The following is a 22,836-nucleotide window of genomic DNA, read 5'->3' as shown; positions in this document are numbered from 1 at the left end:
TTGACACGCCTCTAACTGCAGAAAGCAGGACAGCAATAAATGAAAAAAAATCGTACTTATGAGATATTAACCGGTATTTTAGCAGGATTATTTGCTGTTGTGATAGGGCTGGCAATCATCAGTGTTGCAAATATCGTGCCCTTTTTTTCTCTTCTTCTTGGCTGCTTTCTTTCATTACCAATTTTTATTGTTGCGTTCGGTCAAGGAACATTAGCCAGTCTCATCGCCCTCATAAGTGCTACTGTTGTTCTTATCATAACCACTAATACCTATATTGCTCTTGGCTTTATGGTCTTATTTTTCCTTCCTGCTGTCTATGCTTCTTGGCTTCTTGGGCTTGCACGACCAGCGCAAAAAGAAAATGAACTGATATGGTATCCATTATCATCGGTTATTTTTCATTTAACTAATTTTATCGCTCTTATAGCAACTTTCATTGGGCTCTATGTTCAAACACGTCCTTCCACACCCATCGTTGCAAAAAAAATCACCGAAAACATAGCACAAACTCTGCAACAAACACAGTCAATAAAAGAAGCCTATATACGCGCTTTTAGTGAGCTTTTAATGACGCATACAGCAACTTTTACTGCTTTTTCTTTGACTATTTATAGTTTGGTTTTTCTCATTGGTAACCTTTACTTTTCCATTATAGCAGCACAACATATGAAATGGCTGAAAAGACCCCGTGATGATTGGAGCCAAACTCTCCGCCTTCCAATTTCTGGAATTATTATTTTCATTATTGTTTGCATAACATCGATGGTTGAGCTGAGCGCTTCTCTTAACTTGAGTACCCTTGTCTTTAGTACTGCATACATTGTCATCATATTAATTAGCGGTCTAGCATATCTTCACAATATTACAAAAGGGGTAAACGGTCGAATTATTATACTTTCTCTTGTTTATATTGCTATTTTTACAGTCGTTTTTGCTCCACCTATTGTTTTCATGGTACTTTTGATGGGAATTTGGGCTGCTATTCAATACAATTTTCAATCACGCAAAAAACTCCACTAAATTTATTTGTTCGAAAGGAAAAACTATGGATATTATTTTACTTGAGCGCATTCCTCGTCTTGGTCAGATGGGTGATATTGTCTCAGTTAAAGATGGTTATGCGCGTAATTTTCTCTTGCCTCAAGGTAAAGCTTTACGCGCAAATGAAGCTAATAAAAAACATTTTGAGGTACAACGTGCACAACTTGAAGCACGTAATCTTGAACGCAAAAGCGAAGCGCAAAAAATTTCTGAAAAACTTGATGGACAATCATTCATTGTTGTTCGTTCTGCTGGTGAAACGGGACAACTTTATGGTTCTGTGTCAACACGTGATATTGCTGAAATCATAACAGATGAAGGCTTTTCTATTGGAAGAAATCAAATCGAACTTAATCATCCAATAAAAATGATCGGTCTTCACACTATCACTCTTAGTTTACATCCAGAGGTTCAAATTTCTGTGATTATTAACGTTGCGCGTTCTACCAGTGAAGCACAACGCCAAGCAGAAGGTGAAACTCTCACTTCGGCTAAAGAAATATATAATATTCAAGAAGAATTATTAGAAGAAAGTCAGGAAGAATTATTGGCAGAAGAAATTAATGACAACGATATAAACAGTTCTCATCAAGAAGCTTAATTGCTATTTTTCTTTCTGTTTTATATTTTTTATTCCATTATAAATATCGCTCATAAAATACTCACACTTTAAAAGTGAGTATTTTATGGCTATCGTACATAAAGAACCTTATTTTTATGAAAGAATTAGAAGTATACTATTTAAAGGCATTACATGCCGAGAATGATAATATCACTAAGAGGAAATTTCTTTTGTTTTCAAGCATATAAAGCAAAAATAATTTAAAGTTCTACCCTTAAGGCTAAAGTTTGTATGAGTGTTAAGTTGATTACATCCTCACATGATCTGAAATAGTTTCAGTTATAAAAAAATAATTCTACTTACACAGATATTGGAATTTTAAGGTTAAGTAACTTAAAAATACTTAAATTTAGAGTAGCAAAACTTCCACTTTAAAATCACATATTATAAAATAGAATAGATAGACGTTATATAAATAATACACAAATGATAAATGAGAAACGAAAAGAGAGTTTTAAAAAATTATATAATTTTAACTTAAAATGAAGGTTTGTCGCTCTATTCTTTTAATTATACGATTTTCAATTTATCGCCTAAAGTAGCTAGACTTAGAATTTTAGTGGAAAAATATTATGGAAGAAACTAACGTTGTTAATGTCAGCTCTTCAAAGAAAGAGGATTCTCCTTCTTTTCGGCAACTTCCGCATAATATTGAAGCTGAACAGGCATTGCTTGGTGCCATCTTTATCAACAATGATTCTCTTGACCGCGTTTCAGATTTTCTAAAACCAGAACATTTTTTTGAACCATTGCATCAAAAAATTTATCATGTTTTATCTCACCTTATTAAAACAGGAAAACGTGTAGATCCAGTTACAATCAAGCCCTATATCCAAATGGAAGAAAAAATTGGAGATATTACTGTATACCAATATGTTGTTCGCTTAGCCACAGAGGCAGTTACTATTATTAACGCTGAAGATTATGGACGCGTCATTTACGATCTTTTTATCCGACGGTCTTTGATTAACCTTGGAACTCAAGTTGTCAATACAGCCTTTGATGCTCCTGTAGAACTCACGCCTACCCAACAAATTGAAACTGTTGAAAATCAGTTATTTGAGCTAGCAGAAAAAGGGAAATATGGAGGTGGATTTGAAAATTTTAATGAGGCTATTAAAAAAGCTATCGATATGGCAAGTGCTGCGAAAAAGCGCTCTTCACAATTATCAGGGATAGCCACCCATATTAAAACACTTGATGAAAAAATGGGAGGATTACAAGCATCTGACTTAATTATCCTTGCGGGCCGCCCTGGTATGGGTAAAACCTCACTGGCTACCAATATTGCCTTTAATATTGCTAATGCTTATAATCGTAATGCCAATATCCAAGAAAATGAAGGCGGCATTGTGGGATTCTTCTCACTTGAGATGTCATCCGAACAGCTTGCAACCCGTATTATTTCTGAACAAACAGAAGTCTCTTCTTCTGATATTCGGCGTGGTAATATTTCAGATGAACAATTTTCAAAAATTATTCGTGCGGTGAACCAACTACAAAAGGCACCCCTTTATATTGATCAAACTGGGGGAATATCAATTACGCAATTAGCGGCTCGTGCGCGGCGTCTCAAGCGGCAACATGGTTTAGATATCTTGTTTATTGACTATATCCAACTCATGACAAGCAGTTCAAAGCGTTCATCAGAAAATCGTGTTCAAGAGATCACAGAAATTACCACAGGATTAAAAGCATTAGCGAAAGAATTAAATATTCCTATTATCGCTCTCTCTCAACTTTCACGTCAAGTAGAAAATAGAACAGATAAACGTCCACAGCTCTCAGATTTACGTGAATCTGGTTCAATTGAGCAAGATGCCGATATCGTTCTGTTTGTCTATCGCGAAGAATATTATCTCAAAAATGAAGAACCAAAACTAAACACTTTGGAACATCAAAAATGGCTAGAAATAATGGACAAAGCTTTTGGAAAAGCTGATGTTATTATTGCAAAACAGCGCCATGGTCCGACAGGAATCGTTCCCCTTGCCTTTCAATCTGACTTCACACGCTTTAGTGATCTGGCCGATAGTAATTATCTTCCAGAGCAAATTGGTTAAATCAACATGACGCGTAATCGTATTCAATTTATCTGTCAAAATTGTGAAACCATTCTTCTCATTAAAAAATGTAGTTCTTATCAAGAATGAAATTTCTTACAAAGAATCATTTTTCAATGATTCTAGCCGCCGTTATTTGCTATTTAATAACATTCTTCTTGCATGAAATGATAACACATCTCTTAATGTTGTAAGTGGGGTACATATATTAAAATCCATAGCTAATCTAAATCTTTCTATATTGTTCCTTCTTTTAGAAAACTCCTTCTCACAAGACACTCATTTTCTTGTTTTTAAATTCAAAAATAATTGCTGCTGTTGTGCAAGGCTGACTATTATGTAGAATATCAGAAACTTTCCTCTTTATAGGACAACCTCTAACCTTTTAACAAAAATATTTTCTAATCTATCTGAAAAATTACCCTAATTACCGCAATATAAAAAACAAGCAGTGTTTTAAATACTACAGCACAGAGAAAATTCTACAACATGCAAAATATTCTTGATATAAAATTGCATAAAAACTGATATCTAACAAAAGGAAAGTGTATAATTATGCTAGAAAAAAAAGAAGACTGCGATAGTAGATTTGACAGTCTTGATGAAGCTATAAAAAGAGTTGTTGATATAGCAAGTGCTGCAAAAAAGCGCTCTTCGCAAATATCAGGGATAGCGACTCATATTCAAACACTTGATGAAAAAATGGGAGGATTACAACCATCCGACTTAATTATCCTTGCGGGACGCCCTGGTATGGGGAAAACTTCACTTGCTACCAATATTGCCTTTAATATTGCCAATGCTTATAATCATAATGGTAATATCCAAGAAAATGAAGGCGGCGTTGTAGGGTTCTTCTCACTTGAAATGTCCTCAGAGCAGCTTGCAACACGTATTATTTCTGAACAAACGGAAGTCTCTTCTTCTGATATTCGACGTGGTCATATTTCAGATGAACAATTTTCAAAAATTATTCGTACGGTAAATCAGCTCCAAAAGGCACCCCTTTATATTGATCAAACTGGAGGAATATCAGTTTCACAACTGGCTGCCCGTGCTCGGCGTCTCAAGCAAAAACATGGTTTGGATGTCTTAATTATTGATTATATCCAACTCATGACAAGTGATTTAAAATACACATCTGAATATCGTATTCAAGAAATCACTGCAGAATTAAAAGCTTTAGCGAAAGAATTAAATATCCCTATTATTGCTCTTTCACAACTTTCACATCAAGTTGAAAACAGAACAGATAAACGCCCAAAACTTTCAGATTTAGGTGGATTTGGTTCTATTGAGCAAGATGCCGACATCGTTTTATTTGTCTATCGTGAAGAATATTACCTCAAAAATGAAGAACCAAAGTTCGGTAGCCTTGAACATATGAAATGGATAGAGACAATGGACAAAGTTTTTGGAAAAGCTGATGTTATTGTTGCAAAACAACGTCATGGACCGACAGGAATCGTGCCACTTGCCTTTCAGTCTTCTTTCACACGATTCAGTGACCTGGAAGATAATGATTATCTTCCAGAGCAAATTGGTTAAATCGACATGGCGCGTAATCGTATTCAATTTATCTGTCAAAATTGCGGAACCATCCATTCTCGTTGGGCAGGAAAATGTAGCGCTTGTGGGGAATGGAATTCCCTTATCGAAGAAACTATAAATAGCGGTATAGGAAGTGGTCCTAAGCAGAATGCTCGTAAAGGACGCATTGTCACACTCACATCTCTTTCTGGAAATATCGAAGATGCTCCACGTATTCATTCTGGCATTGCTGAACTTGATCGTGTTACCGGTGGGGGCTTTGTCCGTGGATCAGCACTCCTTGTTGGAGGTGATCCGGGTATTGGTAAATCAACATTGCTGACACAAACAGCCGCTGCTTTATCACGTAAAGGATATAATGTCATCTATGTTTCAGGTGAAGAGGCTATTGCGCAAATTTGTCTGCGCGCACAAAGGCTTGAAGCTAACAATACAGAAGTGAAACTTGCTGCTGAAACCAATGTTGAAGATATTCTGGCAACCTTAAGCGAACATAAAAACCTTGATATGGTGATTATCGATTCGATTCAAACCCTATGGTCAGATACAGCAGATTCAGCACCTGGCACTGTCACACAAGTACGTATCGGTGCTCAGGCAATGATCCGCTTTGCCAAGAAAACAGGAGCCGCCGTTGTTCTTGTTGGGCATGTTACAAAAGATGGACAAATTGCTGGTCCTCGAGTCGTTGAACATATGGTTGATGGCGTTCTCTATTTTGAGGGTGAAGGAGGACATCATTATCGCATTCTTAGAACTGTAAAAAATCGCTTCGGACCAACAGATGAAATTGGTGTCTTTGAAATGTCTGATAAAGGATTACGCGAAGTGATAAATCCATCTGAATTATTTTTAGGGGAACGTAATGAAAAAGCACCAGGCGCTGCTGTTTTTGCAGGAATGGAAGGGACTCGCCCGATACTCGTAGAAATTCAAGCGCTTGTTGCTCCTTCTTCCCTTGGGACACCAAGACGTGCGGTTGTAGGATGGGATGGAAATCGCCTTTCTATGATTCTTGCCGTTTTAGAAGCCCATTGTGGCATTCGTTTTGGACAGCATGATGTCTATCTGAACGTAGCAGGTGGATATCGCATATCAGAACCCGCTGCTGATTTAGCTGTAGCCGCTGCTTTGGTATCTTCTCTTGCCAATATCGCATTGCCAACGGATTATGTATATTTTGGTGAAGTTAGTCTTTCAGGAGCTACCCGCGCTGTTGCACATTCAGCACAGCGCATCAATGAAGCAAAAAAACTCGGCTTTCAAGGAGCCTTTCACCCCACAACAACAACCGAAATGATGAAGTCGCTCAACTTTCAACAAAAAACTTTCTCCGATCTTCCCGAACTCGTTGCTACTCTTACCGTAAGTAAAAAATGATCTGCACCACAGATATGATAATATAGAAAAAACTCTATAAAATACAAAAGATCCTTGCTATAAGAACAAAAAATATATTTGCACACAGACTTAAAAGAACATAACTTTATGTATAAGGAACAAACAAATGATCATAACAATCCTTGATGGAATTGTCGTAGTAATCATCCTGTTGTCCGCTTTTCTTGCTATGCTTCGAGGATTTTCACGTGAAGTGTTATCGTTGATTTCTTGGGCAGTTGCAGCTGTTACGACACTGTTTTTATTCAAACCTGTCTTACCTTTCTTTGAACAATATCTCTCTAATAAAATGATTGCATTGATCACAACATTGGTCACAATTTTTATTATTGTTCTCATTATTACTTCAATTATTACAATGAAGATCTCTGATTTTATTATTGATAGTCGAATTGGTATCCTTGACCGTACTATTGGTTTTATTTTTGGAGCACTTCGTGGTTTACTTATCATGGTCATCGGTATGTTACTGCTTAATGCACTGATTAAACCCGAGCTTCAAGCGAATTGGTTAAAAAATGCAAAAACAAGGCCTATTTTAGATTCATTGGGACAAAAAGTTTGGGAAATACTCCCAAAAGATATTGGATCTGTTCTCGAAAAGACGGAAAATTTGTTTAAAGACAGCAATAAACATACGTATGAGCAACACTCTCATGAAAAGATAATTTTCAAAAAATAGAGAATAGTTTTTCATGAGGAAAGAGAACTAAATGATGTAAAATGTGATATTAATGATTCCTCCATATCACAACTGAAAGAATATGATGATAAAAAGCGATGTTTTCTGTCAAGAATTTTCATTAGATGATGATACCCTTCATGAAGAATGTGGAGTTTTTGGTATTCTTGGGCATGAAGATGCCGCAACATTAACAGCTCTTGGACTCCACGCACTTCAGCATCGTGGGCAAGAAGCAGCTGGGATTGTTTCTTACCATAATAAAATATTTCATCAAGAAAAGCATTTAGGTCTTGTTGGAGATCACTATACAAACCCTGCAACACTTGCACGCTTACCAGGAAATCGTGCTATTGGACATACCCGTTATTCAACAACTGGAGAAGTGGCATTACGCAATGTTCAACCCCTTTTTGCTGAATTGAAAGTTGGAGGTATTGCTATTGCGCATAATGGTAATCTTACCAATGGTCTCACATTACGCCGTGAACTCATCGCTTCTGGTGCTATCTGTCAATCAACGTCGGATTCAGAAGTTTTTCTCCATCTTATTGCCCGCTCACGTTATGAATCGTCCTCTGATCGTTTTGTTGATGCGATTCGGCAAGTAGAAGGTGGGTATGCTATGTTAGCGCTCACACGTACAAAACTTATTGCGGCACGCGATCCAACAGGAATTAGACCTCTCGTGATGGGGGAACTTGATGGTAAGCCTATCTTTTGTTCTGAAACTTGTGCTCTTGATATTATTGGAGCAAAATATGTCCGTGATGTTAAAAATGGAGAAATCATCATATGTGAAATACAAAAAAATGGGGAAATTACGAAAAAAATTATAAAACCAGAAAATACAAAACCAGAAAAACTTTGCTTGTTTGAATATGTTTATTTTGCCCGCCCAGACTCAATCGTTGGAGGGCGTAGTGTTTATACAATACGCAAAAATATGGGAAGCCGTTTAGCACAGGAAGCCCCTTGTGAGGGTGATGTTGTGGTTCCTGTTCCTGATGGAGGAACGCCTGCTGCAATTGGCTATGCACAAAAAATTGGAATTCCCTTCGAGCTTGGTATTATTCGTAATCACTATGTTGGCCGCACTTTTATCGAACCAACACAACAAATTCGCGCTTTTGGCGTCAAGTTAAAACATTCGGCAAACCGTCCTGTGATTGAAGGAAAACGTGTTATTCTGGTTGATGACTCTATTGTACGTGGAACAACATCCCTTAAAATTGTACGAATGCTTCGCGATGCAGGAGCAAAAGAAGTTCATATGCGCATTTCTAGCCCTATGATTTTTTATCCTGACTTTTATGGTATTGATACACCTAAAGCTGAAAACCTTTTAGCAAATCAATATCCAGATTTAAAATCTATGTGTGATTTTATTGGAGCGGATTCATTAGAATTTCTTTCAACGGATGGATTATATCTTGCTGTAGCAGGGGAAAAACGGAATAACGCCGACCCACAATTTACTGACCATTATTTTACTGGATATTATCCTACGCATCTGGTTGATCAAGAAAATCTCTCCAAAATTCATCAATCATTTGTTCTTAAAACAAGAGATTAATGATGACAAAACGTGACTTTAGTCTCCATGGGCGTGTTGCACTTGTTACTGGCGCATCAAGAGGGATTGGCTATTATTTAGCACTCGAGCTTGCTGCACGCGGCGCTCATATTATTGCTCTTGCACGAACAGTCAGTGGACTTACTGAATTAGATAATCAAATCCGAGAAAAAGGGGCTCATGCAACCCTTGTTCCCCTTGACTTGCATCATATGGAAAACATCGATACCCTTGCTATCTCAATTGCCAAACGCTGGAAAAAACTTGATATTATCGTTGCAAACGCAGGAATTCTTGGAACACTCTCACCAATAGCGCATATAGAAAACACGGTATTTGAAGATGTTTTTCAAATAAATCTTTTCAGCCAATGGCGCTTAATGAAAGCCGTTGAGCCTTTATTACGTGAATCTGATGCTGGACGAGCCATCCTGTTATCCTCAAGCGTTGCGCATGCTGCGCGCCCTTTCTGGGGAGCTTATGCAGCCTCTAAAGCGGCTTTAGAGGTGATTGCCCGCTGTTGGGCAGAAGAACTCAAACAAACCCCTATTAAGATTAATTGTGTCAACCCTGGTGCCACACGCACTGCCATGCGCGCTGAAGCTATGCCCGGTGAAGATCCACAAACTCTCCCTTCACCACAAGAGGTAGCAAAAAAGATAGTCCATTTGTTATCACCTGATTTAAATGAAACTGGAAAACTCTTTAATGTCCATAAAAATCGGTTTGTAGATTATCACGTACCTGATTGATCATCATATGAGAAGTAAATCGTTCGACTCTCTCTTTTTCCTGTGCTTCTCGACAGAAGAATGAAGCACTTTATAATTCTTGGATAGCTTTAGCATCAGCCTTTTTCTCTTCTAAAGTAGCACGTTTATTATAAGCGATAAAACTACAAGGGAGAAAAATCATATAGCTAACAGCTGTAATCAATAAAGTTTCCCATGTGTAAGTCGCAAGAAAACCGACATAAATAACAATGACCAACATGCACGGTATAACGATATCGCGCCTTAAATTTTGATCAATTGTTTTTGCATTCCATACCGGTAAACGACTAATCAAAAGAAAAGCAATAATTACAGTATAAAGACTAAAAAATAATGCCCACCCCCAATTGGGGACCAAACCAAGAGTGCCTAAATAGGTAGGCAATAAAAGTAATAATGCTCCTGCTGGTGCTGGAACACCAACAAAATAACTTCTCTGCCACTTAGGTATATTGGGGTTATCCAACATCACATTAAAACGTGCTAATCGCAAACAACAAGCAACACAATAAACAAGGGCAGCAACCCAACCAATGTGATTTGCTTGATTCAAGATAAAAGAATAAACAATGAGTGCAGGGGTAACACCAAAATTTATAACATCAGCAAGAGAATCCATCTGTGCCCCAAAAGATGAACTACCATCTATTAAACGGGCAATGCGACCATCAGCACCATCTAAAACTGCGGCCAAAAGCACCATTAAAATAGCAGCTTCATAGCGATGTTCAAAAGCCAAACGAATGCTGCTCATCCCTGCACAAATTGCTAAAATAGTAATGATATTGGGAATGACATACCGCATCGATGTAGGTGAACGCCGCCGATTTGCACCTTCATCATGCTGCCCCTCAGGATTGAATGAAGAAAATGGCGAAAAATTTTTCATTGTGAATCCTAATCGTATCTGAAGTCCGTTGTGGCACTCTTATCATCAAAAGAACCCAAAACTGTTTCTCCAGCAATTGCTGTCTGTCCAACTGCAACACGCACTTTCATTTCAGTTGGTATATAAATATCAAGGCGAGAACCAAAACGAATCAATCCAAATCGCTCACCAGTCATAACGGCATCGTTTTCTTTTGACCAGCAAACAATCCGGCGTGCAACCATCCCCGCTATTTGTACGACACCAATTTTACCATGTTTGCTATCAATTACCACCCCATTACGCTCATTAAACTGACTAGCTTTATCAAAGTCAGCATTGGTAAATCGACCTGGATGATAAACGATAGACTCTACTGTACCACTGATAGGAATACGATTAATATGGCATGAAAAAACATCCATAAAAATGGAAATACGGATCATTTCATCTTTCCCTAATCCTAATTCTTCAGGTGGAACACATGATTCCACAAATGAAATACGCCCATCTGCAGGCGACATAACCCAATTTGAATTCAAAGGGATCACACGATCTGGATCACGGAAAAAGTATACACACCACACCGTGAGAACGAGACCAAACCAAAACAACGGACTCCATATCCAACCAAGAATGAGCGAAATAACAAAAAACGCTACAATAAAAGGATAACCTTCTTTATGAACCGGTACAAAGCTATTATGGAAAGATTGCAGAATACTCATATAATTTCCTATTCATCGTAAACTTAAACAAGCAACAAAGCTTTTTGTTCCTCTTGTGTCTTTTTATGTATTTAATCAATCACTCCATATAAAGATATAGATTACATTTTGCTCTATTTATTTTTTACGATTAACAACACTCGTCTCATCTTCTTCACGCATTTTACGTAATTTTTCTTCCGCTTGCGATGCTTCAAGCTGCTTATTCCACATTGAAGCATAAAGACCTTTCTTGCGTAAAAGCTCTGTATGCGTCCCATTTTCAATAATACGACCACTTTTAAGAACTAAAATTTCATCCGCATTGATAACAGTAGAAAGACGGTGAGCAATAATCAATGTTGTACGTCCACGGCTTACAATATCCAATGCTTGTTGAATTTCCTGTTCCGTCGCCGTATCAAGAGCCGCCGTTGCTTCATCTAGAATAAGAAGTGGAGGAGCTTTTAAAAGTGTCCGCGCAATAGCCACGCGTTGTTTTTCACCACCTGATAATTTGAGACCTCGCTCTCCTACCATAGACTGAAAACCTTCCGGTAAAATTTCAATAAATTTTGATATTTGTGCCATTTCAGCAGCTTTGCGCATCTCTTCATCTGTAGCACTTGGACGCCCATAGCAAATATTATAGGCAATTGTATCATTAAATAACACCGTATCTTGTGGGACCATGCCAATCGCTTCACGCAAACTCTTTTGTGTTACGTCACGAATATCCTGCCCATCAATTGTGATAGAGCCTGCATCAACATCATAAAACCGAAAAAGCAACCGAGAAATAGTAGATTTACCGGCACCCGATGGACCGACAATAGCGACTGTTTTTCCTCCAGGAACTTCAAAATCAATATCTCTGAGAATCTGACGTCTCGAATCATAGGAAAACTTTACCTGATGAAAACAAATGGTCCCATCGCTTATCTCTAACGGTTTAGCATCCGATTTATCAACGATCTCTTTCTGAACATCTAAAAGATCAAACATTGCTTCAATATCCGTTAAACCTTGTCGAATATCACGATACATTGAACCAATAAAATTTAGTGGAATGGAAAGTTGCATTAAAAGCGCATTAATAAAAACAAAATCTCCTAAAGTTTGTGTCTTATAAAAAACTTCATAAGCTGACATCAGCATCATGATCGTCATTCCAATACCAAAGATAAGAGTCTGACCAAAATTAAGCCAGCTTAACGATGTCCAAATCTTTGTTGCGGCTTTTTCATAACCTACCATAGAAGCATCAAATCGATCGGCTTCTAGAGTTTCATTACCAAAATATTTGACCGTTTCAAAATTCAAAAGAGAATCAACAGCGCGAGTATTCGCCTCAGTATCCGCTGTATTCATTTTTTGCCGAATGCGAATACGCCAATCACTCGCCTTAATGGTAAACACGATATATAATCCAACTGTTGCAACAACGATGAGAAGATAATGCCACCCATAACTTATGTAAAATACCAGTGCCGTTAATATAAATTCTAAAACTGTTGGTACTGTACTAAGAATTGAAAATCTTACGATCGCTTCAATTCCTTTTGTTCCACGCTCAATCACACGAGAAAGCCCACCTGTTCGGCGTTCCAAATGAAATCGCAAAGATAACTCATGCATATGTACAAAGGTTTTATAAGCTAATTGACGAACAGCGTATTGACCAACAGTGGCAAACAGAGAATCGCGTAATTGATTTAATCCAGCCTGCATAATACGCGCGACATTGTATGCCAAAACGAGCATGATGGGAATAATCCAACTGGATGGGAACCATTTAGGTGGCTGAAAGCTTGAATCAAGCACATTCGTAGAATATTTAAAGAAATACGGTACAGATATGAGAACGAGCTTAGCCAAAACAAGATAAAATATTGCCCACAACACACGCATTTTTAGATCACGCCGACCTACTGGCCACATATAGGGCCATAAATTGTAAAGTGTGTGCAGAGTTCTCCCTGTATCTGATGATACAGTTTTTGTCATTTTATTGCGTTTCATAAAGTCCTTACTTCTCTATCATCCGCACAAACAGGCAAAATACCCTCTGTGGTTGTTTATAGATTCATCTCTTCATTACGGAGCTTCCAATAAGCTATACCTACCCGTTTTTTGAAGTTAGACTGTTTTTGAAAAAGGAACAAGAAATAATCCACTATATAATTTATTATTTTGATCTATATTTTCATACCACTCTGCTGCGAATAAACTTTCAACTTTTACATGTTTTTTTTCAATTCTGCCTGAAGCCACTTTTTTGTTTTACCAATCTCTTTAAGTCCCTCATCAATAACTTCACCATTTTCTATTAAAATCGTCGATTTCTTTCCCTCTTCCTTTTTAATGACAGTGAAATCACCATTGGTTTCCAAACGAACAAAAGCAGCTTCATGTAAGTGACACCCTTTAAGACGTAACATCGTAATGAGATCATTAATATTGATCCCTAAGCTCTTAATCTTATCCATTTGGAAAACTCCATCTAAAACTAATGTGACATTCCGCCCTGCAATAAGACGACGAAAAAAAACTGAATAGCGTGCAATAAAATTAAAAGATGTAATCAAGGTTTGCCAGATGAATAAAACAAGCAATAATTGAATGCTACTAATATTCTGATTATAAATAACTCCTCCAATAATACCTCCCATGACAAAATTACTGACCAAATCAACTGGTGTCATCTGACTAAGACTCCCCCGCCCCGTCGTTCTTAAAATAAATAAGAAGGCAACAAGACCTACAGCCAGTTTAAGCGCGATATATCCATAATGATATAAAAATTCCATCATATTCTCCTTTTTTATGAAGCTGCTGGAATAGAGAAATTAAAATCGTTTTATTTCCCACACAGTTATGCGCTCACCACTCTGCGGATCCTTACTGTCTTTTAAAAGAACCCCCTCAGCTGCAAGCTCATCACGAATTGTATCCGCAGCTTCCCACTCTTTATTATGGATAAGTCTTAGTCTTTCGGCAATGCGCTGATCAATAAATTTTGTATCAAGGAAAGTTTTTCTCATAAATAATGGGCAATCTATTTCTTTAATCCATTCTTGTCTTAACAGTCCTAATAAATTCATCCCATTCAGAAGAGCCAAAGCATTTCCTTCTTTATAAAATTTTCGCAAAAGAGTCAGTGCTTTTGGAGTATTAAGATCATCACTAAGTGCATCTATCAAAGTATCATCAATTGCTTCATTGTTTTTCATCTCACTCTTTTTGCTGCGAAGCCATTCATACCAACGATACAGTTCGCTGCTCGATTGTATTAAACGCTGTGCTGTCCAATTTAATGGTTCACGATAATGCGTTTGCAACATCGAAAAACGCGCAGACAAACCAGCCCAATTTTGCTTCATTTCATCGGTTAAAATACCATTAAACTCCCCCAAATTATTCTCTAAAATAGAACGAATAGTTATGAAATTGCCAAAGCTTTTCGACATCTTTTTGCCTTCAACTTGTAAAAAACCATTATGCATCCAAAAATTAGCCATTCGCTCCGTCCCAAAAGCTGAACAACTTTGTGCAATCTCATTTTCATGATGAGGAAAAATTAAATCAATTCCACCACCATGGATATCAAAAACATTGGCGGTCGGATCATCACAGGTTAAACCACCGCCATAGGGCGCTAATAACTTTGCCATTGACATTGCAGAACATTCAATATGCCAACCTGGACGACCTAAAACAGGAATTCCGCCCGGTGATTCCCAACCTGGTTCTCCTTCCACAGAAGGCTTCCACAAAACAAAATCCATCTCTTCCCTTTTATAAGCAGCAACATCGATACGCGCCCCCGCCCTCATTTCATCTAAAGAACGATTTGCAAATGCCCCATAATGGGGAGGATTTTTTATGCTACTTACAGAAAATAATATATGATTTTCCGCTTCATAAGCGTGCCCCTTTTCAAGCAACCTTTCAATTAAAGAGCGCATCTCCTCTAAATGCTCAGTGGCGCGTGGCTGACTGGTTGGCAACAGACAACCAAGTGCTATGGTATCTTGTTGAAACTGAGAATATGTACGTTCTGTTAAGTGACGAATAGCCTCATTCAATGATACGTTTGGATATTCGCTAGCTGCTCGTGCATTAATTTTATCATCGACATCTGTAATATTACGCGCATATAGAACATGCTCATTGCCATAAACATGACGCAATAAGCGAAATAAAATATCAAAAACAATAACAGGACGTGCATTTCCTATATGCGCATAATCATAAATTGTCGGTCCACAAACATAAAGACGTACTCTTGTCGCATCTATTGGTGTAAATTTTTCTTTTTTACGTGTTAGCGTATTATAAAATCGCAACTCTTTCATTTATTGACTCCATGGACGATATTATGCACCGATCCTTTTAGATGTATCTTATCTCAAATCATTGTATTACGCGGTTTAAGCTAAAAACTTGTATCTTATAGTAAATTCTTCTTACCATTTTCCCATTGTATTTACGGCTGTATTCATCGTTTATCATAAAAACAATCTATTTTATTTGATTGGACAAAAGCGTTCTATCATTAGAGATGCTTTCCCTCCTTAAAGAAAATGAGCTTAGAAAAAAATCTATAGGCAATACAATATAAATCTATGTGAAAAATAGATAGCTTGGAGGCAGAAAATCTTAAATTTTTAACCACACAAAGCTTCGTCAGTATTTTCAATATTCCACAATGGGTTCCTTACTGCCTCTTACGCCCTATATTTTATAATCAATAATTGAGAATAATGTAGCAATTAACTTTATTTTTTACACCGTTCTCATGACAAAATTATTTTATCTTTACAGAGTTTTATTCAAAGAAAGCAATAAAAATAATGCATAATAGATTGATAAACATCATTATTTTAATATTTCTTGTCATTTCAATGCCAGCCTTTGCACAACAATCTCCACCTTATGAAAAAAAATTACTCCGACTAGCAGAAATTTTGGGATCATTGCATTCTCTCCAAAATCTTTGCGAGCCTCCAACAAACCAATGGTATGACTATATGAATGCACTGATTGAAGCAGAACACCCCATTCCACAAAGACGTGCTTATTTTTATGAAGCGTTTAATGAAGCATATCGTGCTTTCTCAGAAAATTATCATCATTGTACACAAGCAGCCATTGAAGCCAATCAAAAATACATTGAGGAAGGAAGAATTTTATCTGAAAACCTCCTCATGCATTATAAATAATTAATCTATACAAAAAGTAGCTCTCTCAATTTTAGCGATATCAATGATACTCCTTTCACAAATGCGGGGAGCAATAAACCAGCTCTGAAAATAGAGAGACGTTTAAAGAATAATGTCTTGATACGCTTTTATTCATATGCGCCTTTTTCCCCATATAAAACCGTTCTTTGGCTTCCTCCCCACACCTCAAAGGACAAAGATTTTTAACTAAATTTGCTCTGTAAATAATCTAGGTTCTTGTTGAATAAGGTTCCTCTTGGCTTCCCACTTTTGCTTCATAGTTTCTAAAAACAAGCCTAAAAATATTCACCACGCATAAAAAAAACACTTATGTGCCAAAGAGGCTGACATACCCTATATCACCACTCTAAAAGATGGTATTTTACGGCATACTTATAATTTTAATTTTTTTACACCAAAGTTTCCATAAATTTAACAGGCTCTCCTTGTGAAGGTGTGACAATTTCACCTTCCCACATAACGCGCATACCACGGATAATAGTCCCAACAGGCCAACCTTTAACTTTTTGACCATCATAAGGTGTCCAACCGGTACGCGAACCAATTAAGCTATTCGTAATAATTTCTTCTCGCTTAAGATCAACAATGGTTAAATCAGCATCGTACCCAACAGCAATGCGCCCTTTACAACTTATACCAAAAATACGACTAGGGCCATGTGAAGTGAGATCAACAAAACGTTCAAGAGATATTTTTCCTGCATTCACATGTGTCAACATAATTGCTGCTGTTGTTTGCACGCCTGTCATACCTGAAGGTGAAGAGGGATAAGGTTGAAGTTTTTCTTCAAGAGTATGAGGCGCATGATCTGAACCTAAGACATCAATAATTCCTTGTTGAACACCGTACCAAAGAGCTTCACGGTGGCGCGGCTCACGAATAGGCGGATTCATCTGAATTAATGTACCAAACTTCTTATAATCATCAGCCGTGAGAGTCAAATGATGTTGTGTCACTTCAATTGTTGCAACATCCTTATGTTTTTTTAGAAAATCAATTTCTTCTTCTGTCGAAAGATGTAACACATGAATCCGAGCCTTCGTCTCATGAGCAATTTTTACCAAACGCTGCGTACATTTTAATGCCGCAACTTCATCACGCCAAATCGGATGTGACGATGCATCCCCTTCAATACGCAATATTTTACGCTCTTTGAGCCTCGCCTCATCTTCAGAATGAAAAGCCGCACGACGGCGTGTATTCTTCAAAATAAGGCGTACACTTTCATCATCATCAACCAAAAGATCACCGGTAGAGGACCCCATAAAGACTTTAATTCCAGCCGCACCAGGAAGTCTTTCTAATTCAGATAGTTCATGAGCATTTTCACGCGTTCCTCCAACCCAAAATGCAAAATCACAATGCATTCGATGAAATGCACGTTGAACCTTATCGCTTAATGTTTCTTCTGATGTTGTCAATGGATTGGTATTAGGCATTTCAAAAACTGCCGTAACACCCCCTAAAACAGCAGAATACGAGCCACTTTCCAAATCCTCCTTATATTCATTTCCTGGCTCACGAAAATGCACTTGGCTATCAATAATTCCTGGTAAAATATGAAGCCCCGTACAATCAATGACCTCACTAGCCGATGCACATGTAAGGTTACCTATTTCAGCAATACGACCATTTGTAACACCAATATCACGCTTGCTTCTTCCATCATGATTTACAAGTGTTGCACCTTTAAAAATTGTATCAAATGTTTTAAACATAACCACGCTCCTTACATATTGCTCACTTATCGATTATGTAACTTTGAGCAGAAAGGCAAGAACCATGATTGAAAAACAAAATGCCATTTGCTTAAAAAACCGCGGGCTTATTCAAATTACAGGTGAAGAAGCAACAGATTTTCTACAATCCCTGATCACGACAGATGTAAAAAAAATCAGTCCACAGGAACTTTTCCCTGGAGCCCTTTTATCCCCACAAGGAAAGGTTCTTGCTGATTTTCTTATCGGAAAAAAAGAAGATGGTTACTTGATTGATATCAGAATGCCTTTAGCTGATACGCTCCATAAGCGTCTGTTGCTCTATAAGCTGCGCAAAAAAGTAGAAATTACACAACCATTCCAAGAGCTTGTTACAGTTTCTTTGAATAATGAATCAGATGCTTTAAATTTTGATTCAAGTTTTGTTGATAAACGCTTCCCACAACAAGAAAAAATAATACGAATCTATGGCAAAAAACCTTTTTTGACTTCAGAATATCATGACACATGGAATCAATTGCGTATCCGTTATGCAATTGCGGAAAGTGATCAAGACTATGAAATTGGCAAAGTCTTTCCTCATGATATTAATTACGATCAAATCAATGGACTTGCATTCAATAAAGGATGTTATATTGGACAAGAAATTGTTTCACGAATGCACCACCGCCGTGCAGCACGTCGCCGTATTTTTATTGTAAAAGGCCAGTGTAAATTAACCCCTCAATCTAGCATTGAAGCAAGAACAAAAGTGCTTGGCTACTTGGGAACATGTGTAGAAAATGAGGCTCTTGCTTTAATGCGTATTGACCACGTCAAAGATGCTATGGATCATAACATCCCCTTTACTGTAAAAAACATTCCTGTCACTATAAGCATTGCTGAAAATATGAATTTTACCTTTCCTGAAAATACTATAGAAAACACGCATGGCTAAAGCTGAATTATTAAAAAATGGAGAAGCCCGCGCTTGGCAAAGAATGCTCTCTGGAAGGCGACTTGATCTTCTCAACCCTTCTCCTTTTGATGTTGAAATTGAAGATATTGCCCATGGACTTGCTCGCGTAGCACGTTGGAACGGTCAAACACGAGGAGAGCATGCCTATTCTGTTGCACAACATTCACTTTTGGTTGAACAAATATTTCAAAAACTTTTTCCACAATCGGGAAGCAACGAATGTCTTTATACCCTTCTTCATGATGCTCCAGAATATGTCATCGGCGATATGATTTCCCCTTTTAAAGCTGTCATAGGAAAACAATATGAACGCGTTGAAAAGCGCATCCAAGATGCTATCCACATGCGCTTTTCTCTTCCCGTTGATCTTTCTCAAAAACTTTTAAAAAAAATTAAACAAGCCGACCGTATTGCTGCCTATTATGAAGCGATTACGCTTGCTGGATTTAATACAGAAGAAGCCCTTCGCTATTTTGGCTCTCCCAATAATATTCTACCCGATGATCTTAATTTATCCCCCTATTCTACACAACACATTGAAAACGCATTTTTAACGCGCTTTAATGACTTAGATGCCCAAAGATTATAGACTCTTCGCATTGTTGATTCCTTGTCATTACAGACTCATCACACTGACTTATAATAATAATTCATTGTTTTTTCATTTTGAATGAGAGCTCCTAATATCGTAAGCTTCACTCATTTCAAATCTGTTTATATTGAATCAATCAAAATCATTCTCTTGCACACCACAAGCGCGGCTGGCGTGTGGGTAAAATTTTTTAAAGAAAGAGTTAAAATGCTTCTTATGAACCATCTCAAGTGCTAAGCGCTGTCGCAGCATTGAAAATTGGCAAAGTGTGTGATAATGCCGGCTTGCTCTCTTATGAAGCGTAAAGACGGGAGTGCTCTATAAATTTTATACACTTCATAAGGGACTTACCACTATACTATTCACGAACGCCGTCGCGAAATAGGATTGGGTGCCTTAAGAAAGCTCTCTTTAAAAAAGCACGTGAATTAGCGACCCAATGGCGTTCTGTTTTGCATGAGAGGCGTGACTCCATTCAAGAAATGGAAAAATCACAGCTCAAATTGTATACAAAATATATTAAATAATGCACATTTATTATCAAAACAACAAATGTCCTCTTGTCAAACCTTTCATCTTAAACTGAAGTTTATTTTAGTTTATAAACTTCATTATCCGCTGGGAAAGCACGAGATGTGACATCCTCTGCATAATTCTTTATTGCAGTTTCCATGGCTTGTTCAAGGTCTCCATAACGGCGTACAAATTTTGGCACATGAGAACCATAGCCCAACATATCTTCCATAACCAATACTTGTCCATCACATTGATTAGACGCCCCTATACCGATCGTAGGGATAGAAAGCTTATTTGTCAGTTTCACCGCTAAAGGTTCGACAATCCCTTCTAAAACAATAGCAAAAGCACCTGCCTCTTCAATCGCTGCTCCATCTGCTTCAATTCTTTGCCAATCATTCTCCTTGCGTCCTTGTGTTTTGAAGCCACCAAAACGATTCACCGCCTGGGGTGTAAGACCAATGTGCCCCATCACTGGAATGCCACGTTTACACAAAAAATCTATTGTTTCTGCTATATAACTCCCCCCTTCAAGCTTAACTGCACCACACCCCGTTTGAGCAAGAATACGCGATGCATTAAAAAAAGCTTGTTCTGGACTTTCTTCATAAGAACCAAAAGGCATATCAATAACCACAAGAGCTTTTTGAGATCCACGCACCACGGCTTTCCCGTGTAAAATCATCATATCTAAATTAACAGGAAGCGTTGTCTCAAACCCATACACAACCATCCCAACGCTATCACCAACCAAAAGGATATCGCAATATGGATCAGCAATCCGCGCAGTATAAGCTTGATAAGCTGTTAAAGAAACAATTGGCTGTTGTCTCTTTCTTGCACGTATTTCGGAAGATGTTATACGCTTTACGGTTTTATGTACACTCATTTTCCACCCTTCTCTTGCAATATATATTGATCAATCAGCCTTACCTCACCAAAGCGGACAGTAAGAAGTAAAACTGCTGGTTTATTCAATGTTCCTCTAATCACGCATAAAGTTTCCATATCCCGTAAATCTATCGCTTCAATGATTGCACGCGTTTCTTGTTGTAAAATATCATGAACAGTTTTGCATAATTTATCAACCGACCGTTCACCTTCATGGTAAAGCTTTTCAGCAGCTTTTCCACTTTCAGGAAGAATTTTGGCAGCTTTACGATCTTCTAATGTTAAAAGCTGATTGCGTGAAGAACAAGCTACACCATCTGACTCCCGTAGAATAGGAACTCCAACGATTTCAATAGGAAAAGCCAAATCTTCAACCATACGCCGAATAATTAAAATTTGTTGAAAATCTTTTTCCCCAAAAAAAGCCTTATCTGGTTGGACAATGTTAAAAAGTTTAGCAACAACGCTTGTTACACCACAAAAGTGCCCTGGACGTAATTTTCCCATCAAAATACGTGATAATTTTTTCACTTGTACAATTGTGTCATTTCCTGGTGGCCACATTTCATCTACAGAAGGAGCAAAAACACATTCAACACCTGCTTCTTTTAACAAAGCACAATCGCCCTTCAAATCTCTTGGATATTGAGAAAAATCTTCATGAGGTCCAAATTGCTTTGGATTGATAAAAATAGAAACCACTACGCGATCACACATTGCTCTTGCATACTGTACTAATGCAAGATGACCATCATGCAATGCCCCCATTGTTGGAACAAAACCAATCGAAAAACCTAAACGTCGTTCCTCTGAAGTATATTGGCGAACTTCAGCAATTGTCTTTAAAATTCTCATTTTCCCATTCAATTATCATCAGATCAACAAATTAATGCCTGTACACCAAATTGGCGCTCAAACAATTGTATCAAATTCATGCGCACTGACGGCTGCTTTATATCTCGTGGCTCCCAGACATGACGCATAAGAAAAAAACCCGTCAGTATAAAACCATTTATTATATCACTAAAATCAGCAGGACGAGTCATTCTTTGTACAAGAAACTGTGGTAGAATAAGAAGCTTTTTTTTCCAAGGTTCTCCTGCTTCTTCACAGACAGCCCGACCAGATTTTGGTGATACGTAATGAAGCCTTTCCTGACGACCTGTTGCAGCACAACAAGATAAATCAAGACCAAAACCAAGTTCTTCAAGAAGCCGCATTTCAAAACGTACAAGCAATTCTGCATTTACAAATGGTTCATCAAAATTCTGCATAAAAAGGTGTAAAATATCATATAAAATGGGGTGCGGATCACGTTCGGGAAGAAGCCGCAAATGAAAAGCTATCAATTGCAAAGCATAAAGTGCTTCTGGTAGACAGATTAATCGTGCCGCATGTAAATCAAGAGCTTCAAGCCGAAAAAGTCCCAAATGTTCGTCTAAACGAGCCCACCATTCAGCCTCCACAAAATTTCCAGGTTGAAGAAGAGCTGCCATGCGACGCGAGCGCCCCCCTTTTACCACTCCCATATAACGACCATGTTCACGTGTCATAATCTCAAGAATAACACTTGTTTCACCATATTGGCGCGTACCAAGTATAACGGCTTGTTCTTTCCACTTCATTTTACT

Annotated in this window: 18 protein-coding genes and 3 pseudogenes; 12 read left to right on the top strand and 9 right to left on the bottom strand. The window is 37.8% G+C overall.

Annotated elements, in window-relative coordinates:
* Window positions 1–39 precede the first annotated feature (39 nt).
* From ACFIK1_RS00590 to ACFIK1_RS00555, 8 genes and pseudogenes are all read left to right on the top strand, one after another.
* Window positions 40–1,020 carry a hypothetical protein gene (locus ACFIK1_RS00590; RefSeq protein WP_375634326.1) on the top strand — a complete coding sequence of 327 codons (981 nt, stop codon included), beginning with the start codon at window positions 40–42 and terminating at the stop codon, window positions 1,018–1,020.
* A 25-nt stretch (window positions 1,021–1,045) separates the two neighbouring features.
* Window positions 1,046–1,642, top strand: coding sequence for a 50S ribosomal protein L9 (rplI, locus tag ACFIK1_RS00585; RefSeq protein WP_375617653.1), 597 nt, complete (start codon window positions 1,046–1,048; stop codon window positions 1,640–1,642).
* Between the two features lie 593 nt (window positions 1,643–2,235).
* Window positions 2,236–3,726 carry a replicative DNA helicase gene (locus ACFIK1_RS00580; RefSeq protein ID WP_375617652.1) on the top strand — a complete coding sequence of 497 codons (1,491 nt, stop codon included), beginning with the start codon at window positions 2,236–2,238 and terminating at the stop codon, window positions 3,724–3,726.
* A gap of 603 nt (window positions 3,727–4,329) precedes the next feature.
* Window positions 4,330–5,274: pseudogene (locus ACFIK1_RS00575) on the top strand (DnaB-like helicase C-terminal domain-containing protein); the annotation flags it as partial.
* A 6-nt stretch (window positions 5,275–5,280) separates the two neighbouring features.
* Window positions 5,281–6,657 (top strand): DNA repair protein RadA, encoded by a 1,377-nt coding sequence (gene radA, locus ACFIK1_RS00570; RefSeq protein WP_375612937.1) that lies wholly within the window; start codon window positions 5,281–5,283, stop codon window positions 6,655–6,657.
* A gap of 127 nt (window positions 6,658–6,784) precedes the next feature.
* Window positions 6,785–7,360 carry a CvpA family protein gene (locus ACFIK1_RS00565; protein WP_375634135.1) on the top strand — a complete coding sequence of 192 codons (576 nt, stop codon included), beginning with the start codon at window positions 6,785–6,787 and terminating at the stop codon, window positions 7,358–7,360.
* Window positions 7,361–7,442: 82 nt separating this feature from the next.
* The gene (gene purF, locus ACFIK1_RS00560; RefSeq protein ID WP_375661828.1) at window positions 7,443–8,936 is read left to right on the top strand and encodes an amidophosphoribosyltransferase; all 1,494 of its coding nucleotides are present in this window, start codon (window positions 7,443–7,445) and stop codon (window positions 8,934–8,936) included.
* Between the two features lie 2 nt (window positions 8,937–8,938).
* Window positions 8,939–9,688, top strand: a complete 750-nt coding sequence (locus ACFIK1_RS00555; protein WP_375641507.1) for an SDR family NAD(P)-dependent oxidoreductase — start codon at window positions 8,939–8,941, stop codon at window positions 9,686–9,688.
* Window positions 9,689–9,758: 70 nt separating this feature from the next.
* Here the strand turns inward: ACFIK1_RS00555 and pssA are convergent, their stop codons facing one another.
* The 5 genes and pseudogenes from pssA to cysS all read right to left on the bottom strand — a co-directional run bounded on the left by pssA (window position 9,759) and on the right by cysS (window position 15,642).
* Entirely contained in the window at window positions 9,759–10,598 is an 840-nt protein-coding gene (gene pssA, locus ACFIK1_RS00550; protein WP_375661827.1) for a CDP-diacylglycerol--serine O-phosphatidyltransferase, read from the bottom strand.
* A gap of 8 nt (window positions 10,599–10,606) precedes the next feature.
* Entirely contained in the window at window positions 10,607–11,305 is a 699-nt protein-coding gene (locus tag ACFIK1_RS00545; RefSeq protein ID WP_375661826.1) for a phosphatidylserine decarboxylase, read from the bottom strand.
* 117 nt (window positions 11,306–11,422) lie between these two features.
* Window positions 11,423–13,306: an ABCB family ABC transporter ATP-binding protein/permease gene (locus tag ACFIK1_RS00540; protein ID WP_375661825.1), complete on the bottom strand. Its 1,884-nt coding sequence runs from the start codon at window positions 13,304–13,306 to the stop codon at window positions 11,423–11,425.
* Window positions 13,307–13,423: 117 nt separating this feature from the next.
* Window positions 13,424–14,094, bottom strand: a pseudogene (locus ACFIK1_RS00535) (DUF421 domain-containing protein).
* Window positions 14,095–14,133: 39 nt separating this feature from the next.
* A complete protein-coding gene (gene cysS, locus ACFIK1_RS00530) occupies window positions 14,134–15,642 on the bottom strand; it encodes a cysteine--tRNA ligase (RefSeq protein ID WP_375661824.1) in 1,509 nt (502 codons plus the stop codon).
* Window positions 15,643–16,140: 498 nt separating this feature from the next.
* Here cysS and ACFIK1_RS00525 point away from each other — a divergent pair, with 498 nt between their 5' ends.
* Window positions 16,141–16,509, top strand: a complete 369-nt coding sequence (locus ACFIK1_RS00525; RefSeq protein ID WP_375617646.1) for a TIGR02301 family protein — start codon at window positions 16,141–16,143, stop codon at window positions 16,507–16,509.
* 410 nt (window positions 16,510–16,919) lie between these two features.
* On the opposite strand, the gene ACFIK1_RS00520 is transcribed toward ACFIK1_RS00525, so the two are convergent.
* Complete coding sequence (locus ACFIK1_RS00520; RefSeq protein WP_375661823.1) at window positions 16,920–18,248, bottom strand: dihydroorotase; 1,329 nt, start codon at window positions 18,246–18,248, stop codon at window positions 16,920–16,922.
* Between the two features lie 64 nt (window positions 18,249–18,312).
* On the opposite strand from ACFIK1_RS00520, the gene ACFIK1_RS00515 reads away from it, so the two are divergent.
* The 3 genes and pseudogenes from ACFIK1_RS00515 to ACFIK1_RS00505 all read left to right on the top strand — a co-directional run.
* Window positions 18,313–19,185, top strand: coding sequence for a YgfZ/GcvT domain-containing protein (locus tag ACFIK1_RS00515; RefSeq protein ID WP_375661822.1), 873 nt, complete (start codon window positions 18,313–18,315; stop codon window positions 19,183–19,185).
* The gene (locus ACFIK1_RS00510; protein WP_375661821.1) at window positions 19,178–19,795 is read left to right on the top strand and encodes a YfbR-like 5'-deoxynucleotidase; all 618 of its coding nucleotides are present in this window, start codon (window positions 19,178–19,180) and stop codon (window positions 19,793–19,795) included. Before ACFIK1_RS00515 ends, ACFIK1_RS00510 begins: the two co-directional genes overlap by 8 nt.
* Window positions 19,796–20,146: 351 nt before the next feature.
* Window positions 20,147–20,295: pseudogene (locus tag ACFIK1_RS00505) on the top strand (integrase); the annotation flags it as partial.
* A 92-nt stretch (window positions 20,296–20,387) separates the two neighbouring features.
* Here the strand turns inward: ACFIK1_RS00505 and panB are convergent.
* The 3 genes from panB to recO are packed head-to-tail and all read right to left on the bottom strand — an operon-like array spanning window position 20,388 to window position 22,830.
* On the bottom strand, window positions 20,388–21,203 hold the full coding sequence (gene panB / locus ACFIK1_RS00500; RefSeq protein ID WP_375661820.1) for a 3-methyl-2-oxobutanoate hydroxymethyltransferase: 816 nt from the start codon (window positions 21,201–21,203) through the stop codon (window positions 20,388–20,390).
* Window positions 21,200–22,060, bottom strand: a complete 861-nt coding sequence (panC, locus tag ACFIK1_RS00495) for a pantoate--beta-alanine ligase (protein WP_375661819.1) — start codon at window positions 22,058–22,060, stop codon at window positions 21,200–21,202. The genes panB and panC overlap by 4 nt, the downstream gene beginning before the upstream one ends.
* A gap of 23 nt (window positions 22,061–22,083) precedes the next feature.
* Window positions 22,084–22,830 (bottom strand): DNA repair protein RecO, encoded by a 747-nt coding sequence (gene recO, locus ACFIK1_RS00490; protein ID WP_375617640.1) that lies wholly within the window; start codon window positions 22,828–22,830, stop codon window positions 22,084–22,086.
* Window positions 22,831–22,836: the final 6 nt, after the last annotated feature.

Source organism: Bartonella sp. OC16QHHD (assembly GCF_042194035.1).
GTDB lineage: Bacteria > Pseudomonadota > Alphaproteobacteria > Rhizobiales > Rhizobiaceae > Bartonella.
Note: the sequence above shows the minus strand (reverse complement) of the source record. Positions and strands in the feature narration are given on the sequence as shown.

Coding starts and splice junctions, on each gene's coding strand:
- rplI (WP_375617653.1), top strand. CDS start 1,046: ATGGATATTATTTTACTTGAGCGCATTCCTCGTCTTGGTCAGATGGGT.
- ACFIK1_RS00580 (WP_375617652.1), top strand. CDS start 2,236: ATGGAAGAAACTAACGTTGTTAATGTCAGCTCTTCAAAGAAAGAGGAT.
- ACFIK1_RS00565 (WP_375634135.1), top strand. CDS start 6,785: ATGATCATAACAATCCTTGATGGAATTGTCGTAGTAATCATCCTGTTG.
- panB (WP_375661820.1), bottom strand. CDS start 21,203: ATGAGTGTACATAAAACCGTAAAGCGTATAACATCTTCCGAAATACGT.
- radA (WP_375612937.1), top strand. CDS start 5,281: ATGGCGCGTAATCGTATTCAATTTATCTGTCAAAATTGCGGAACCATC.
- panC (WP_375661819.1), bottom strand. CDS start 22,060: ATGAGAATTTTAAAGACAATTGCTGAAGTTCGCCAATATACTTCAGAG.
- purF (WP_375661828.1), top strand. CDS start 7,443: ATGATGATAAAAAGCGATGTTTTCTGTCAAGAATTTTCATTAGATGAT.
- ACFIK1_RS00510 (WP_375661821.1), top strand. CDS start 19,178: ATGGCTAAAGCTGAATTATTAAAAAATGGAGAAGCCCGCGCTTGGCAA.
- ACFIK1_RS00515 (WP_375661822.1), top strand. CDS start 18,313: ATGATTGAAAAACAAAATGCCATTTGCTTAAAAAACCGCGGGCTTATT.
- ACFIK1_RS00525 (WP_375617646.1), top strand. CDS start 16,141: ATGCATAATAGATTGATAAACATCATTATTTTAATATTTCTTGTCATT.
- recO (WP_375617640.1), bottom strand. CDS start 22,830: ATGAAGTGGAAAGAACAAGCCGTTATACTTGGTACGCGCCAATATGGT.
- ACFIK1_RS00540 (WP_375661825.1), bottom strand. CDS start 13,306: ATGAAACGCAATAAAATGACAAAAACTGTATCATCAGATACAGGGAGA.
- ACFIK1_RS00545 (WP_375661826.1), bottom strand. CDS start 11,305: ATGAGTATTCTGCAATCTTTCCATAATAGCTTTGTACCGGTTCATAAA.
- ACFIK1_RS00520 (WP_375661823.1), bottom strand. CDS start 18,248: ATGTTTAAAACATTTGATACAATTTTTAAAGGTGCAACACTTGTAAAT.
- pssA (WP_375661827.1), bottom strand. CDS start 10,598: ATGAAAAATTTTTCGCCATTTTCTTCATTCAATCCTGAGGGGCAGCAT.
- ACFIK1_RS00555 (WP_375641507.1), top strand. CDS start 8,939: ATGACAAAACGTGACTTTAGTCTCCATGGGCGTGTTGCACTTGTTACT.
- ACFIK1_RS00590 (WP_375634326.1), top strand. CDS start 40: ATGAAAAAAAATCGTACTTATGAGATATTAACCGGTATTTTAGCAGGA.
- cysS (WP_375661824.1), bottom strand. CDS start 15,642: ATGAAAGAGTTGCGATTTTATAATACGCTAACACGTAAAAAAGAAAAA.